Origin of the sequence: Vreelandella rituensis (assembly GCF_003336665.1) — a bacterium.
Classification (GTDB): Bacteria; Pseudomonadota; Gammaproteobacteria; order Pseudomonadales; family Halomonadaceae; genus Vreelandella; species Vreelandella rituensis.
Genome location: NZ_QPIJ01000020.1, coordinates 12,130 through 28,241 on the forward strand (window position 1 = coordinate 12,130; position 16,112 = coordinate 28,241).

Here is a 16,112-nt window from a genome sequence, read left to right on the forward strand (position 1 = left end):
CCCGTTTGCATGTTACCCCGAACACATCAAACGAGGACAGCGCATGCCTCACACCGCCGGTTATCGCGGCCGCTTTGCGCCCACGCCTTCCGGCCCGCTGCACTTCGGTTCGCTGGTAGCCGCCCTTGGCAGTTATCTCGATGCTCGCGCCGTGGGAGGGAAATGGTTTCTGCGTATCGAGGATATCGACCCACCCCGCTGCCCGCCAGGGGCCGCCGACACGATCCTGCGCCAGCTCGAAGCGTTCGGCCTGCACTGGGATGGCGAGGTGAGCTATCAAAGCCTTCATGGCGCGGCGTATGCCGCGTCACTCCTGCGCCTTGAACAGCTTGGTTTGGCCTATCCTTGCAGCTGTTCACGCAAGCAATGGCGCCAGCACGCCATCTACCCCGGCTGGTGCCGTGACGGCGTTCGTGACGTTGGCAAACCGGTGGCCTGGCGCCTGCGCAGTGACCTGGGGTTGCGCCCCGTAGCGTGGCACGACCGCTTATTCGGCCCTCAGTCCTTCGACCCCGAAACCCTGGGCGATGTGGTCCTCAAACGAAAAGACGGCCTCTGGGCTTATCAGCTGGCCGTGGTGGTCGACGATGCCGAGCAGCACATTACCCATGTGGTGCGGGGGCTGGATCTACTCGACAACACGCCCTGGCAGCGTCAGTTGCAAGAGGCGCTGGGGTTTGCCGAACCCCGTTACCTACACTTGCCCTTGATCGTGAGCACCGAGGGACAAAAGCTTTCCAAACAGACCCTGGCGCCGGCATTACCCGAAGAAGGTGACGCCGTTCGCAGCCTGCTGTTTCAAGCCTTGCAGGCCCTGGATCAGGCGCCGCCCAGGGTACTTGCCGGGGCATCGGTTGAAGCCCAGCTTGAATGGGCGATCTCCCATTGGTCGGTCTCTCGCCTAAACGCGACGCCTTCCCGCCCATGGAAACAATCGGAGTAAGCGGCCATGTATGTGTATCGCATCATGTTGTTTCTGGTATTCGGCGGCTATCTGCTCTCGCCGCTGCTGATGAATGGCTGGGGCGACCCGGATATTGCCTGGTACCGCCCCTTTGTTATCTGGGGGGGGTTGATCGCCTTGACGCTGTGGCTGGAACAAAAAAGGAAGCTGGATGAGCGTTGAGTTAGTCGGCCTTTTGTTGCTCGGTTTCGGATACCTTGTCTTACTGTTCGGCTGTGGCTTTATCATCGAACGTGGCTGGGTACCGGTGCGTATTGTCCGTCACCCGATGGTCTACATCCTGGCAGTGGGGGTGTATGCCAGTGCCTGGGCGATTTACGGCAGTCTCGAGCTGGCCGCTCATGCCGGCTTCGGCTACCTGGCGTATTACCTGGGTGCCGCGGGTGCCTTTCTGTTGGCTCCGGTGTTGCTGGTACCCATTCAGCGCATCACTCGCACCTATCAGTTAGCGTCCCTCGCCGACCTCTTTGCCTTTCGCTTTCGCTCACGCTGGGCGGGCTCCCTGGTAACGTTGGTCAGCCTGCTGGCGGTACTGCCCCTTCTGGCCTTGCAGGTGAAAATCCTGGGTGAAGCGACCCACCTCATGACGGGAAGCGACTCACCGGCCCTCGTTGCCCTGTTATTCTGTGCCGCTATCGCTTTGTTCGCCGTGATTTTCGGCGCACGTCACAGCCAGCTTCATGCACGTCACGACACGCTTCTGGCAACGATCGCGCTTGAATCCATCGTCAAGCTTCTGGCCATGTCAGCGTTGGGCGGCATTGCCCTGTTTGGGGTATTCGACGGCCCAGGCGATCTGCAACAGTGGCTGGAAGGGCCGGGGCTGGCCTATCAAGCTGCCACACCTCAGCTGGAACCGGCTCAGTGGCGCACCTTGCTGTTATTGTTCTTTGCCGCAGCCTTTCTGATGCCGCACCTGTTTCACATCACCTTTGCCGAAACGCTTTCCCGGCGCACTTTGCTGCAGGCGAGCTGGACTCTGCCGCTGTTCTTGCTGCTGATGGCGCTGCCGATTCCGCTGATTTTATGGGCCACTCAGGCACGTGGCACTTTCGATGTTTCCATCGCGGCCTATTCAGCTTTCGCCTTGTCGGAAAGTTGGTGGGTGGGAGCGCTGGTGTTCATTGCCGGTCTGGCCGCCGCCAGCGGCACCATGATCATTATTTCCCTGGCACTTTCAGGCATGATTCTCAACCATGTGGTGCTGGTAGCTCACCCGCCTGAAGCCCGTGCCGATCTCTACGGCTGGCTGCGCTGGCTGCGTCGCGCCCTGATCGGTGCGGTGATTTTCGGTGGCTGGCTATTCTATCGCACCGTGGGAATGCACAATGACCTGACCACGCTGGGCCTGGCCGCCTTTGTGGGAATGGCCCAGTGCCTGCCCGGCATGCTGGCGTTGCTGTACTGGCCGGGAGCCAACCGTAAAGGCATGGTCAGTGGATTATTGATAGGCGTAATGATATGGCTGTGGGGGCTGTGGTTACCCTTATTGTTTCCGACAGTCATTCCGGCCTTTCCTCTCACGCCGCTGGCACCTGCCGATGCGCCCCTCTGGTATCACGTCACCTTGCTCGCCCTAGGCTTGAATATCATGGCATTGATCATGGTGTCGCTATTCACCCGGACCTCCACCGGCGAAAAATCCGCCGCGGAAGCCTGTTCGGTGGACGCGGTGATTCGCTCCAAACGATTGCCACTGGATGCCGCCACGGCCGAAGATTTTCCCCGACACCTGGCTCAAGCCCTGGGTGACGAGGCCGCCCAGCGCGAAGTCACCCGTGCATTGAAAGATCTGGGGTTAGCCGTTAATGAGCGCCGCCCTTATGCACTGCGACGCCTGAGGGATCGAATTCAGGCCAATCTCTCCGGGTTGATGGGGCCGTCCGTGGCCCGTGATATCGTCGACCGCTACCTGCCTTATCGCCATGACGACCAACCCGCGACCGACGATATACATTTCGTTGAAAGCCGCCTGGAAGCCTATCGTTCCCGGCTAACCGGCCTGGCTCGGGAACTCGACGGCTTGCGCCGCCACCATCGCCGCACCCTTGCCTACCTGCCTATCGGGCTTTGCGTGTTCGGCGATGATGAGGAATTGCTGATGTGGAACCAGGCCTTGACCGCCCTTTCCGCAATCGAGGGCGACAGTGTCATCGGCGCACGGCGAGATAGTCTCCCTGCCCCCTGGCCGGCGTTGCTGGGTCAGGCCCTGGCACTGGATCATACCCCTCTCTACAAACAGGCCGTCACGCTGCATGGAAAAACCTATTTCCTGACCCTGCATAAAGCCGTACTCAGCGACCATGACAGCCGCGGTGGCAGCGTGATACTCATCGAAGACCATACCGAGATGAAGTGGCTTGAAGATGAACTGGTTCATGCCGCGCGGCTGGCATCAATCGGCCAGTTGGCCGCCGGCGTAGCCCACGAGATCGGCAACCCCATCACCGGGATTTCCTCACTGGCACAGAACCTGCGCTATGACACCGACGACCCGGCATTGCTCGAGACCGCCGATCAGATCCAGCAACTTACTCGGCGAGTGACGCGAATCGTCAATTCCCTGGTAGGATTTGCCCATGGCGGGCGCCAGGCGACGCCCCTGCCGGCAGAACCGGTCACCCTGTCGAACATCACCGAAGACGCCTTGCACTTGATCCATCTGGCCCGGGCAGGCGAGGATGTCACATTCGAAAACAGTTGCCCTGACCAGCTGGTGGTGCGCGGTGATGCACAGCGCCTGACTCAGGTAATGGTCAATTTATTGAGCAATGCCCGTGACGCCTGCCAGACACAAGGCCATATTCATATTGAGGCTGGCACTCAACACGCTCAAGCTTGGTGGCGAGTGACCGATAATGGCCAGGGCATCGACCCCAAGGTACGTGATCGTTTGTTCGAACCGTTCATTACCACCAAGGCCGCCGGCCAAGGCACTGGTTTGGGTCTCGCGCTGGCTTATCAGATCGTGACCGAACACCAAGGCAAGATCGAGATCACCTCACCGCCCCTCGGCCATTCCCGTGGCACCGCCATTACGCTCTGGTTGCCGCTCTACTCACAGGATGATCAGCTCAGCGATGCGTCGAATACTGATTGTTGAAGATGAAGCGATTATTCGCAGTGCGCTCAAGCGATTACTTGAGCGCCACGACTATCATGTCCAGGAAGTGGAAAGCGCGGAGGACGCCCAGGCCCTGGCGCTAAGCCAATTTGACCTGATCATCAGCGACCTGCGCCTGCCCGGCGAACCGGGTACCAGCCTGATTGCAGCCGCCGCTCCCGCACCGGTATTGATAATGACCAGCTACGCCAGCATGCGCTCGGCGGTGGACGCCCTGAAGCAAGGCGCGGTGGATTATATCGCCAAGCCGTTCGATCACGACGAGCTGCTCGAGACGGTTTCACGCATCCTGCGCCAGCAGGCTATCCAGCACAGCGAGCCACCGGACGTGACCGACAAGGGTGGCAGCCGCCAGTCCATGATCGGTGAATGCGTGGCCATGCAGCAGGTATATACCCGTATTCGCAAGACCGCTCCCGCCGATGTCACGGTATTGATCCAGGGCGAATCGGGTACCGGCAAGGAACTGGTGGCTCGGGCGTTACACCAACAAAGCAAACGCGCCCGCGCGGCGCTGATCTGCGTCAATTGCGCTGCGATTCCGGAAACCCTGATCGAATCCGAGCTTTTCGGCCATGAAAAAGGCGCCTTTACCGGGGCCAGCGCCTCCCGTACCGGCCTGGTCGAAGCGGCCGATGGCGGCACCTTGTTTCTGGATGAAATCGGCGAATTGCCACTGGATGCCCAGGCGCGTCTGCTGCGCGTGCTCCAGGAAGGCGAGATCCGCAAGATCGGTTCGGTGGAAACCCGGCATGTGGATGTCCGCCTGATTGCTGCCACCCATCGTGACCTGCGAGCCCTGTCGAAAAGCGGTGAGTTTCGCCTCGACCTCTATTACCGCTTGAACGTCATGCAAATCGACCTCCCCCCCTTGAGGGAACGCGAGGACGACGTCTTGCAGATTGCCGACATCCTGCTGGAAAAAGCGTGCAAGCGCCATTCTCGCGAGGGGCTGCGGCTGTCCAAATCCGCACGCAGTGAACTCAAGGACTACCCTTGGCCGGGTAATGTTCGGGAACTGGAAAACGCCCTGGAGCGGGGTGTCATTCTTGCCGAAGGCCATCTGATTCACACCGATGACCTGGGGCTTGCACCCACCGGGCTAACCATGCGCCCGGCACCGGTTAATGCGACATCCCCCAGCGTAGCTGAGCCTCCCAACGAGGATGACCTCTCGCTGGAGGATTACTTCCAGCATTTTGTGCTGGAACATCAGGACCAAATGAGCGAAACGGAGCTCGCCCAAAAACTGGGGATTAGCCGCAAGAACTTGTGGGAACGCCGCCAACGCCTGGGCATTCCCCGCAAGAAGACAGCTCGAAGGCCCTTGTGATGCTTGTCGTAACAATTTTTGCAATGAAATGCTTAACATTCTTTTATACTAACGTCTAAGCCATTGATCTATAAACGTACTTTTCCTTCGGTGTTACTTTGTAATTGTTACCTTCTCACACATCGATTGGCGAAAAGCAGCGTATCAGCGGTAACACTATCCCCCCTCCTCCTCGCTCGGACTGAACGAAAAAAATTTAAGCCGTTGAAATATATTGACAAAAAAATACATGGCACAGGGTCTGCAGTATTACTAGGTAAGAAAAGCAACCCGGGCATAGCGGCAGTCCTCTCACAATAACAACAGGACGACATCCGCCGGTTTGAACACCAACAATAACAATGCTTCAAGCCTTTTGAGATAGCGGCGCCAACAATAACAACCGCCAATGCCATCTCGACGATCACTTGCCCGCGCCAATGTGTGCGGCTAATAACAACAACAAGCTCAACAAGTGAATGGCCCGATAATCAGAATACGATGTACAACGAGACGTCCAATAACAACAAGCGTCTCAATCAGTACCTCCCGGTAACAAAAACAACTCGCCGGGGAGAAATGCATCGTAGTTGGTTTATTGTTTTGAATACGAGACGGTCGGATCAATAGCAATAATGACCTTTCCTGACTGTGGTGCGTATTCAGGGCGATGCCCATCACAAAGAAAAACACCGGCATGGATGCCGAGCAACCACTTGATAGGGGAGGCCCAAAAGCCTCCCTTTTGTGCGTTTGGCGCCCAGGTTTTTGTCACTGCATGTCTCCTGCACTTTGCAAGGCATTGGGGGTCGGCTACACTCAGCGCCCTGCATCGTTTACTTTTCTGCACTCTGCGAGTCGATAACGCCGCATGTTCAAAGGATTTACCCGTTTCCTACAAAGCCCGAGTGGGCGCCTAAAGTCGCTATTCGAGCCTCAGGAGAGCCCATCCGGCCCCATGGTTCCCCAAGTGATTCCTCGTGACGAGCACCCCGTCTCACGTCAACATTTCAGTGAGGCCGCGCTCAAGGTGCTTTATCGCCTGGATAGCGCAGGCTTCGGCGCCTATTTGGTGGGCGGCTGCATTCGTGACGCCCTCCTAGGTAAAATGCCGAAGGATTTTGATGTTGCCACTAATGCCACACCTGAACAGGTACGGGATTTATTTCGCAACTCACGCTTGATCGGCCGTCGCTTTCGTATTGTGCATGTGCGCTTCGGTCGTGAAGTGATCGAGGTCACTACCTTCCGTGGCAAGCCGAGCGATGATCACGGCAACCACATCGCCCACCAATCCGAGAATGGCTTGCTACTGCGAGACAACGTCTGGGGCGATATCCAGGAAGATGCCATACGGCGCGACTTCACCATAAACGCCCTGTACTACAACATCGCCGATTTCTCGATTCACGATTTCGCTGGCGGCGTGCATGACATCGAGACCCGCACGCTGCGATTGATTGGCGATCCGGCCACACGCTATCGCGAAGATCCGGTACGCATGCTGCGCGCCGTCCGCTTTGCCGCCAAGCTCGACTTTCATATCGCTGCCGATAGTGAAGCGCCTATTCATGAGCTGGCGCCGCTGTTGTTGCAGATTCCCCCGGCACGCTTGTTCGATGAAGTGCTCAAGTTATTCATGGCGGGCCATGGTTTGACCACGTTCCGGTTGCTCAGCCATTACGGCCTGTTTGCCATGCTTTTCCCCGAAGCTGAAGAAGCCATGGTCGACTTGCCTTGGGCGGAGCCCTTGATCGAACAGGCGCTCCAGAACACTGACAAGCGCATTGCCGAAGGCCGACCGGTCACACCGGCGTTTCTGCTTGCCGCCTTTTTATGGGCGCCGGTAGTACAACGTCTCGCCGAGCTGGAAAATAGCGGCATGCCGCCGATCCCGGCCCTGCAAGCGGCCGCGCAACAGGTTATCTCGCGTCAACTGCATCACACTTCGATTCCCAAACGTTTCGGCATGCCGATGCGCGATATCTGGGAGTTGCAACAACGTCTCCCCCTACGCCGGGGCAAGCGCGCCTTTCAGACTCGCGAGCATCCACGCTTTCGTGCCGCCTATGACCTCTTGCTGCTGCGTGAACAAGCCGGCGAGCTGGAACCGGGGCTAGGTGATTGGTGGACGGCATTTCAGCAAGGCGACGAGCATGAGCAGCGCCGGTTACTGCAAAAGGTGGGAGGCGATCCTGCCAGCCAAGGCTCGGGCCAACGTAAACGTCGGCGACGTCGTAAGCCACGCCCCACGCAAGACAGTTGATCGCGGTGAGCCCTATTACTCCTCATCGCGCCTATATCGGCCTGGGCAGCAACCTGGATAACCCTCGCGCTCGGGTTATCCAGGCCTTGGCGGCGTTGAATCGGTTACCCCTCACTTCCCTGGCAAAAGCCTCACAGCTTTACCTCAGCCGCCCGGTTGGCCCACAGGATCAGCCAGATTTCATCAATGCCGTAGCGGCCCTTCACACGCGGCTTTCCCCCTTGGCATTACTGGATCAACTACAGGCGCTGGAGCAACAACATCGGCGTCGGCGTGCGCGCCACTGGGGGCCTCGCACCCTGGATCTCGACCTTTTACTGTTTGATACACAGCAATTAGCCTTGCCGCGGCTTTGCGTCCCCCATCCCCACATCCAGCAGCGCGGTTTTGTTCTGTTACCTCTGCAGGAAATCGCCCCCGGCTTGTTGATCGGCCAGCGCCCTTTACACGCTTGGCTGGCAGCACTCCCTCCCGAAGCGATACCTCAAGCGCTACCCCTGGACACACATCTCGACAGCGGTGGTGAATTCAGGTAACAATTACCGGTTACGCTCCGAGTGTCATATACATTCGGCCGGCGACTTCCATCACGCTCGGCTCCTTGCGCCGGCCTCAGAAAAACGAGAGCACGCCATGAAAACCGTCACCCTGAGCACATTGCAAGCGTTCAAACGCGCTGGCGAGACGTTCAGCTGCCTGACCGCCTACGATGCCTCCTTTGCTCACGCTGCCAGTCATGCCGGCATAGAAGTGCTGCTGGTGGGCGATTCCCTGGGCATGGTGCTGCAGGGCCATACCAGCACCCTGCCGGTCACCCTGGACGATATCTGTTATCACAGCCGTTGCGCCGCCCGTGGCAAAGGGGCGAGCCTGTTGATGGTGGATTTACCGTTCATGAGCAACTCGAGTACCGAACGCTTGCTACAAGATGCGGGCGCATTGATGCGCGCGGGTGCCGAGCTGGTCAAGGTGGAAGGCGAAGCCTGGATGGCCGATGGCATTCGCGAATTGACTCGCCGCGGCGTTCCCGTCTGTGCCCACTTGGGACTGACACCGCAGTCAGTCTATCAACTGGGTGGCTACAAGGTTCAGGGCCGAGAAACCGAGCAAGCCGAGCAAATTCTTGCCGATGCCCGCACCCTGGTAGAGGCCGGTGCTTCGGTGATTCTTCTGGAATGCGTCCCCGCGAGCCTGGGCAAGGCAATCACTGAGGCGCTGGATGTGCCGGTCATCGGTATCGGTGCCGGTCCTGATGTCGACGGCCAGATCCTGGTGATGCACGACGTTCTGGGGGTAACCCACGGCAAGACCCCGCGTTTCGTAAAAAACTTCCTCCAGGAAGGCGGGTCTATTCAGCAAGCGTTCAAGGCCTATCATGAGTCCGTCAAGGCACGAACCTTTCCGGCGCCTGAACATTGTTTTTAAGAGCGTTTTTGAGACTGCTTGCAAGAACGTTGCTGAGCATATGCCTTTTCAAGGTTTTCACTCTTAGGAGCCTTTGATGCGTACCTTGCGAGACATTCAGGCCTTGCGTGACGCCCTCGGCGAATACCGACGCCGCGGGCAACGCATCGCTTTGGTGCCTACCATGGGCAACTTGCATGCTGGACACCTCGCTTTGGTGGAAAGCGCCCGCCAGAATGCGGATGTGGTGGTTTCCAGCCTGTTCGTCAACCCCATGCAGTTTGGGCCGGGCGAAGACCTCGATGCCTACCCGCGTACTTTCGAGGCCGACCAGATTCAACTCGAAGCCGCCAGTTGTGATGTGTTGTTTGCTCCGACGACCACGACTCTCTACCCTGATGGGTTAGAAAATCAGACGCGCGTGCATGTGCCCGATGTTAGCCAAGGGTTGTGCGGCGGTTCACGCCCCGGTCATTTTGACGGTGTCTCGACGGTGGTCACGATGCTTTTCAATCTGGTGCAACCGGATGTGGCTTGCTTCGGTGAAAAGGATTATCAACAGCTTGCGGTGATTCGCAAACTGGTGCGCGACCTGCATCTGCCTATCGAGATTATCGGGGTGCCGATCGTTCGTGCTGAAGACGGCTTGGCATTATCGTCGCGCAATGGTTATTTGAGCCTCGAACAGCGTGAGATCGCCACCCGGCTTTACCGCACCCTGTGCGATATGCGTTCGGCGCTGGAAGCGGGCGAATCATTAAAAAAGGTACTACACCAAGGCTATTGCGCCCTGTATGATGCCGGCCTCACTCCCGATTATCTTGAGCTGCGCGATACCTTGCTCGGCCCTGTCGACGCCGAAACCCGGGAGGCCGTCTTGCTGGCGGCAGTACAGCTGGGGCCCACGCGCCTGATCGACAACCTCAGCCTGCGTTTACCCGAAACGCCTGTCGACACCACTGATACCACCCCAGGCGCAAACCCGCCCGGGTCGCAATAAAGGATATTTTCATGCATACCATTATGCTCAAGGCCAAGCTTCACATGGCCCGCGTAACGCACGCGGTACTCAATTACGAAGGCTCTTGTGCCGTTGACGGCGAGCTGCTCGATATGGCTGGCATTCGTGAAAACGAACAGATCCAGATCTACAACGTGGAAAACGGCGAACGCTTCACCACCTATGCCATTCGCGGTGAAGAAGGCTCACGGATGATTTCCATCAATGGCGCCGCCGCCCACCTGGCCAGCCCCGGCCACCGGGTAATTATTTGCAGTTACGCTCACTACAGTGAAGCGGAGCTGGATGCTCATCAACCTGCATTGGTGTATTTGCAGGAAGGCAATGTGGTCAGCCATACCAGTAACGCAATCCCCATACAGTTAGCATAATACCCCGGTTTTACTCCCCTTTACGGGCCGACATCGTCGGCCCGTTTTGCGTTACCCGATGTAAACGAAAAGCTTATTGTCGCAGCGCACTACCCTCCCCTATGCTGACAGGGTAATGTCATTAATCGGACAGCTGCCCACCGGCTTGTCCAATCTACCCTGTTGAGGAGTTATGTTATGCAAGAAGTGGTAATTGTAGCCGCCCGCCGTACCGCTATCGGCACTTTCGGCGGCTCTCTCGCCGGCATTCCTGCTAGTGACCTGGGTGCCCTCGTAATCAAGGATATCCTGGCTTCTACCGGTGTTGCTCCCGACCAAGTGGATGAGGTCCTGCTGGGCCAGGTATTGACGGCGGGTGTCGGCCAAAACCCGGCACGCCAGGCATCTATCAAGGGCGGTTTGCCTGACGGCGTTCCGGCCATGACCATCAACAAGGTATGCGGCTCCGGCTTGAAAGCATTGCACTTGGCGACTCAGGCGATTCGTTGTGGCGATGCCGAGTTGATTCTAGCGGGGGGTCAGGAAAACATGAGTCTATCGCCCCATGTCCTGCCCAACTCACGCACCGGTCAGCGCATGGGCGACTGGAAAGCCCTCGACACCATGGTGCATGACGGCCTGTGGGATGCTTTCAATAATTACCATATGGGCATTACCGCCGAAAATCTGGCAGAGAAATACGAGATTACCCGTGAGCAGATGGATGAATTTGCCGCGGCGTCTCAACACAAGGCGTCTCAGGCGATCAAGGATGGTCGGTTCAAGAGCCAGATCGTGCCGGTGGAGATTCCCCAGCGCAAAGGCGACCCGATCGTGTTCGATACCGATGAAGGGCCACGCGAAGTAACGGCGGAAAAACTCGGCGGCATGCGCCCGGCTTTCAAGAAAGACGGCACGGTGACTGCAGGTAACGCTTCTTCGATCAATGATGGCGCTGCCGTGGTCATGCTCTGCTCGGCCGAGAAAGCCAAGCAACTGGGCCTTGAGCCGCTGGCGCGCATCGTCGCCTATTCCAATGCCGGCGTCGACCCGGCGATCATGGGCCTGGGACCGGCACCCGCTACCCGCCTGTGCCTGAAAAAAGCCGGCTGGAGCCTGGACGACCTGGACTTGGTCGAAGCCAACGAAGCCTTCGCCGCTCAAGCTCTTTCCGTCAACAAGGAGCTGGGCTGGAATACCGATAAGATCAACGTCAATGGCGGCGCGATTGCCTTGGGTCACCCGATCGGCGCTTCCGGCTGCCGGGTACTGGTCAGCCTGCTGCATGAAATGATTGCACGTGATGCCAAGAAGGGTCTGGCGACACTCTGTATCGGCGGTGGCCAAGGCGTGGCACTCGCCATCGAGCGCAACTGAAGTCCGGCAACTAACTAAAAGCCTCGTATCAGAGCCGGGCTTCACGGCCCGGTTCTAGCATCACACTCAGGCTCGAATAAAACGAAACGCCCGCGACAAGGTTAGTGAAACCTCATCGCGGGCGTTTTCTTATGGCACTTTCTTAAAACGCTTTCATGAACTACCACGCCTAAGCGGCTGCGCCGTTAGACGTGGTTTCACTCGCTCGTTGGCGAGCTTCCAATGTCAACGGGTGTTAAAAGCTGGCTACATCCTAATCCTAACCATTTACAGTTATTCAGTCGTCGCCACGCCTTCCGCTTCGAAAGCCGCCTTCTCTTCTTCGGTAATTTCCTTGATCGAGAGCTTCACCCGGTTACGGTTGTCGATGTCGAGCACCTTGACCACGACATTATCACCCTCGTTAAGGTATTCACGCACATCATTGACCCGTTCCGGCACGATCTGGGAGATATGCACCAAGCCATCGGTACCCGGCATGATGTTGATGAAAGCACCAAAGTCGGCGATACGAACGACCTTGCCCATATAGAGCTTGCCGATTTCCGCTTCCGCGGTGATTTCCAATACCGTGTCGATGGCACGTTGCGCAGCGGCCTTGTCTTCCGCGTAAATACGCACGCTGCCGTCATCGTCGAGGTCGATGGAAGCACCGGTATCTTCACAGATCTTGCGAATGGTCGCGCCACCCTTGCCGATCACATCGCGGATCTTGTCCGGTGCGATCTTGATCGTGGCCATCGAGGGAGCATTGTCGGACACGTCGGTACGGCTCTGGCCGATGACAAGGTTCATCTGGTCGAGAATCTGCAAACGCGCCGTATTAGCCTGTTGCAGCGCGGTTTCCATGATTTCTTCGTTGATGCCTTCGATCTTGATGTCCATCTGCAACGCGGTCACGCCTTCAGCGGAGCCGGCCACCTTGAAGTCCATGTCACCCAGATGGTCTTCATCACCCAGGATATCGGTGAGTACCGCAAAGCCATCGGCATCTTTCACCAACCCCATGGCAATACCGGCTACCGGCGCCTTGAGCGGCACCCCGGCATCCATCAGCGCCAGAGAGGTGCCACACACCGAGGCCATCGAGCTTGAGCCGTTGGATTCGGTGATTTCCGACACTACACGAATGGTATAGGGGAAAGCCTCTTCCGAGGGCAGCATCGCCTGTATGCCCCGACGAGCCAGACGGCCGTGACCGATTTCACGCCGCTTGGGGCCTCCCATGAAGCCCGCTTCGCCCACGCAATAAGGGGGGAAGTTGTAGTGCAGCATGAAGCGATCCTTGCGCTCGCCTTCCAGTGATTCGATCAACTGAGAATCGCGCAAGGTGCCTAGCGTGGCAATCGCAATCGCCTGAGTTTCACCCCGGGTGAAAATGGCTGAGCCATGTGCCTTGGGCAGCGCACCGACTTCAATGGCCAACGGACGAACGGTAACGTTATCACGGCCATCGATGCGCGGTTCGCCTTTGACGACACGCGAGCGCACCACACGCTTTTCCAAGGCGGAGAAGGCGGAGGCAACGTCTTCCGCACTGAAAGCGTTTTCTTCTCCAGCCAGGACTTCGATAGCCTCGGCCTTGAAAGCACTTAACGCATCCTGGCGCGCCATCTTGTCGATAATGCGATAGGCTTCGCCGACCTTGGCTTCAAAGGCATCGGCAACGGCGGCTCTCAGAGCGACGTTCTCTTCCGCCGGCTGCCAATCCCACTTGGGCTTACCCGCTTCAGCGGTCAGTTCCTTGATCGCACTGATAGCAGTCTGCATTTCCTGGTGAGCGTACAGCACGGCGCCCAACATCTCGTCTTCCAGCAGCTCCTGGGCTTCCGACTCCACCATCAGGACGGCTTTTTCAGTACCCGCCACCACCATGTTCAGCTCGGAGGAGGCCAGTTCTTCCACGGTCGGGTTGAGAAAATAACCCTGTTCTTCGTTGAAGCCCACGCGTGCCGCACCGATCGGCCCGTTGAACGGCACACCGGCAATCATCAATGCCGCTGAAGTGCCCAGCAGCGCGGCAATATCGGGATCGTGGTTACGATCCGTCGAAAGTACCGTACAGATTACCTGGACTTCGTTCATGAAACCTTTGGGAAACAACGGACGAATCGGGCGGTCGATCAATCGCGATGTCAGGGTTTCTTTCTCGGTCGGGCGGCCTTCACGCTTGAAGAAACCGCCAGGAATCTTGCCTACCGCGTAGGTTTTTTCCTGATAGTGGACCGACAGGGGAAAGAACGGCTGAGAGGGCTTGGCTTCTTTCTTGGCCACGACCGTACACAACACCACGGTATCATCCATGGTGACCATGACGGCGCCAGTGGCTTGACGGGCGATACGCCCGGTTTCGAGAGTAACGGTGCTACGACCGTACTGGAACGTTTTCTTGACCGGATTCACGGCGACTTCCTTCAGCATTATCGATATCTACTTGTCTATTCTGTTTGGTCGTTTTTGACTCTCGTCATTCTAGGCGCTGTGGCGCCCGAGGGCTACCATCGTTGCTCACCACCCCCACAGCAAAACGGGCAACCCCTTGGGGTTGCCCGTTTCGGTACCTCGACTGCGTGCTGCTTAGCGACGCAGACCCAGACGCTGGATCAACGCTTGATAACGCGCCAGGTCCTTACGCTTGAGGTAATCCAGCAGCTTACGACGCTGGTTAACCATGCGGATCAGGCCACGACGAGAGTGGTGATCCTGCTTGTTGGTCTTGAAGTGATCCTGCAGGCCATTGATGTTGGCGCTCAGGAGTGCGACTTGCACTTCAGGGGAGCCGGTATCGTTGTCGCCGCGCGCGAAATCGTTGACGATTCCGGCTTTCTGTTCAGCGGTCAGTGCCATCTGTTTCTCCAGTAAGCAATATGCCTAATAAATGAATGTGTGAGACCACGCATATTTGCAGTCTCAAGCGTGCTATTCCATTTTACGCTCGTTGCCTGGGCCCATTTCAAGAAATGGCGACCGTACTCAACAAACGCTTGGGCGCTACTTCCTGTGCGCCCTTCACCACACCGAGACCGATAAAGGCCGCATCATGGTAAAGTCTTGCCAGCTCACCCGAGCCTAACGACAAGGCATCAAGCTGGGCACTCTGGCCATGGCTCAATCGAGCCGAGGCTTGAGCATCCACCGTCAATATTGGCAAATGCTCAACCAAGGCATCCACCGAAAGCAGCTGCGCTTCACGCGCGGCCTGATCCGGTAGCGCCTCAAGAGCTTCAAGTGTCCACATGTGTTGCGCCGTGAAGGGGCCTGTCTTGAGCCTGCGCAGTGCGCTGATGTGCGCCCCGCAGCCCAAGGCATGCCCGATATCTTCAGCCAGGGTACGGATGTAAGTGCCCTTGCTGCAGTTGACTTCCAGCTCGAAAGCCAGCGCTTCACATGCCAGCAGCCGCGCATCATACACGCTTACGCGACGCGCTGCACGCTCGACTGTCTTGCCCTCACGGGCCAGTTCGTACAACTTGCGACCCTGGTGCTTCAACGCCGAATACATCGGGGGAACTTGCTCGATTTCACCACGAAAACGCTCAAGCACCGCCTCTATTTCGGCATTTGCCAAGGGAGGCACCTCACACCGTTCGATGACCTCACCTTCGGCATCTCCGGTCTCGGTTATCACCCCTAGCTCGACACGGGTGCGGTAAACCTTGTCGGCTTCCAGCAAGTGTGCAGAAAACTTGGTCGCCTCCCCCAGGCACACCGGCAGCAAGCCAGTCGCCATGGGGTCGAGCGTGCCGGTATGCCCCGCCTTTTGCGCCTGAAACAGACGCCGAACACGTTGCAAGGCATGGTTGCTGGAAAGCCCTTTAGGCTTATCCAGCAGCAGTACGCCATTCACTGGCAAACCGCGACGTTGACGCGCCACTAGCGAGTTTCCTCACTTTGCTCGGCGTCAGTGTCATCCTCATCGCCTTGATAGCGTGCACGGTCAGTGGTGACGGCCTCATCAATCAGCGAAGAGAGATGCTGACCGCGTACCACGCTCTCGTCGTAATGAAAGCGCAATTCCGGCACATGGCGCAACTTGATGCGTTTAGCGACCTGGCTTCTCAGAAATCCGCCGGCACGCTTGAGTGCCTTCAGGTTTTCCTTGATGTCCTCGTCGCTATTCTCACCTAGCAGCGTGATATAGACATCGGCGTAGCCCAGATCGCGGCTTACCGTCACACCACTGACAGTCACCATGCCCAGACGTGGATCTTTCACTTCACGCTGGATGAGTACCGCCAGCTCCTTCTGGAGCTGATCGGCGACTCTGTCGGTACGCTTGAATTCACGCATCGTT

The 16,112-nt window shown here is 57.7% G+C and carries 15 protein-coding genes; 10 read left to right on the plus strand and 5 right to left on the minus strand.

What is annotated here, in order from left to right; genetic code table 11:
- The first annotated feature begins 43 nt into the window (after nt 1–43).
- From gluQRS to DU506_RS09990, 4 genes are read left to right on the plus strand one after another with little or no spacing between them, the layout of a single operon-like run.
- Nucleotides 44–943, plus strand: coding sequence for a tRNA glutamyl-Q(34) synthetase GluQRS (gene gluQRS / locus DU506_RS09980; protein WP_114486796.1), 900 nt, complete (start codon nt 44–46; stop codon nt 941–943).
- 6 nt (nt 944–949) lie between these two features.
- Complete coding sequence (locus DU506_RS21625; protein WP_181870735.1) at nt 950–1,126, plus strand: hypothetical protein; 177 nt, start codon at nt 950–952, stop codon at nt 1,124–1,126.
- On the plus strand, nt 1,116–4,067 hold the full coding sequence (locus DU506_RS09985) for an ATP-binding protein (protein ID WP_114486797.1): 2,952 nt from the start codon (nt 1,116–1,118) through the stop codon (nt 4,065–4,067). Before DU506_RS21625 ends, DU506_RS09985 begins: the two co-directional genes overlap by 11 nt.
- Nucleotides 4,045–5,421, plus strand: a complete 1,377-nt coding sequence (locus tag DU506_RS09990) for a sigma-54-dependent transcriptional regulator (RefSeq protein WP_114486798.1) — start codon at nt 4,045–4,047, stop codon at nt 5,419–5,421. Before DU506_RS09985 ends, DU506_RS09990 begins: the two co-directional genes overlap by 23 nt.
- Nucleotides 5,422–5,995: 574 nt before the next feature.
- Here DU506_RS09990 and DU506_RS21455 read toward each other — a convergent pair.
- Nucleotides 5,996–6,175: a hypothetical protein gene (locus DU506_RS21455; protein WP_147273747.1), complete on the minus strand. Its 180-nt coding sequence runs from the start codon at nt 6,173–6,175 to the stop codon at nt 5,996–5,998.
- A 96-nt stretch (nt 6,176–6,271) separates the two neighbouring features.
- On the opposite strand from DU506_RS21455, the gene pcnB reads away from it, so the two are divergent.
- From pcnB to DU506_RS10020, 6 genes are all read left to right on the plus strand, one after another.
- Complete coding sequence (pcnB, locus tag DU506_RS09995; RefSeq protein ID WP_114486799.1) at nt 6,272–7,666, plus strand: polynucleotide adenylyltransferase PcnB; 1,395 nt, start codon at nt 6,272–6,274, stop codon at nt 7,664–7,666.
- Nucleotides 7,667–7,680: 14 nt separating this feature from the next.
- A complete protein-coding gene (folK, locus tag DU506_RS10000) occupies nt 7,681–8,202 on the plus strand; it encodes a 2-amino-4-hydroxy-6-hydroxymethyldihydropteridine diphosphokinase (RefSeq protein WP_114486834.1) in 522 nt (173 codons plus the stop codon).
- A gap of 97 nt (nt 8,203–8,299) precedes the next feature.
- The gene (panB, locus tag DU506_RS10005) at nt 8,300–9,091 is read left to right on the plus strand and encodes a 3-methyl-2-oxobutanoate hydroxymethyltransferase (protein WP_114486800.1); all 792 of its coding nucleotides are present in this window, start codon (nt 8,300–8,302) and stop codon (nt 9,089–9,091) included.
- Nucleotides 9,092–9,167: 76 nt separating this feature from the next.
- Nucleotides 9,168–10,070 (plus strand): pantoate--beta-alanine ligase, encoded by a 903-nt coding sequence (gene panC / locus DU506_RS10010; protein ID WP_114486801.1) that lies wholly within the window; start codon nt 9,168–9,170, stop codon nt 10,068–10,070.
- A gap of 11 nt (nt 10,071–10,081) precedes the next feature.
- Nucleotides 10,082–10,462 carry an aspartate 1-decarboxylase gene (gene panD / locus DU506_RS10015; RefSeq protein WP_114486802.1) on the plus strand — a complete coding sequence of 127 codons (381 nt, stop codon included), beginning with the start codon at nt 10,082–10,084 and terminating at the stop codon, nt 10,460–10,462.
- A gap of 177 nt (nt 10,463–10,639) precedes the next feature.
- Nucleotides 10,640–11,818 (plus strand): acetyl-CoA C-acetyltransferase, encoded by a 1,179-nt coding sequence (locus tag DU506_RS10020; protein ID WP_114486803.1) that lies wholly within the window; start codon nt 10,640–10,642, stop codon nt 11,816–11,818.
- A gap of 273 nt (nt 11,819–12,091) precedes the next feature.
- On the opposite strand, the gene pnp is transcribed toward DU506_RS10020, so the two are convergent.
- The 4 genes from pnp to rbfA all read right to left on the minus strand — a co-directional run bounded on the left by pnp (nt 12,092) and on the right by rbfA (nt 16,108).
- The gene (pnp, locus tag DU506_RS10025; RefSeq protein ID WP_114486804.1) at nt 12,092–14,239 is read right to left on the minus strand and encodes a polyribonucleotide nucleotidyltransferase; all 2,148 of its coding nucleotides are present in this window, start codon (nt 14,237–14,239) and stop codon (nt 12,092–12,094) included.
- A gap of 156 nt (nt 14,240–14,395) precedes the next feature.
- Entirely contained in the window at nt 14,396–14,665 is a 270-nt protein-coding gene (rpsO, locus tag DU506_RS10030; protein ID WP_114486805.1) for a 30S ribosomal protein S15, read from the minus strand.
- A 106-nt stretch (nt 14,666–14,771) separates the two neighbouring features.
- Complete coding sequence (gene truB / locus DU506_RS10035; protein ID WP_114486806.1) at nt 14,772–15,692, minus strand: tRNA pseudouridine(55) synthase TruB; 921 nt, start codon at nt 15,690–15,692, stop codon at nt 14,772–14,774.
- Nucleotides 15,692–16,108: a 30S ribosome-binding factor RbfA gene (gene rbfA, locus DU506_RS10040; protein WP_114486807.1), complete on the minus strand. Its 417-nt coding sequence runs from the start codon at nt 16,106–16,108 to the stop codon at nt 15,692–15,694. Before rbfA ends, truB begins: the two co-directional genes overlap by 1 nt.
- Nucleotides 16,109–16,112: the final 4 nt, after the last annotated feature.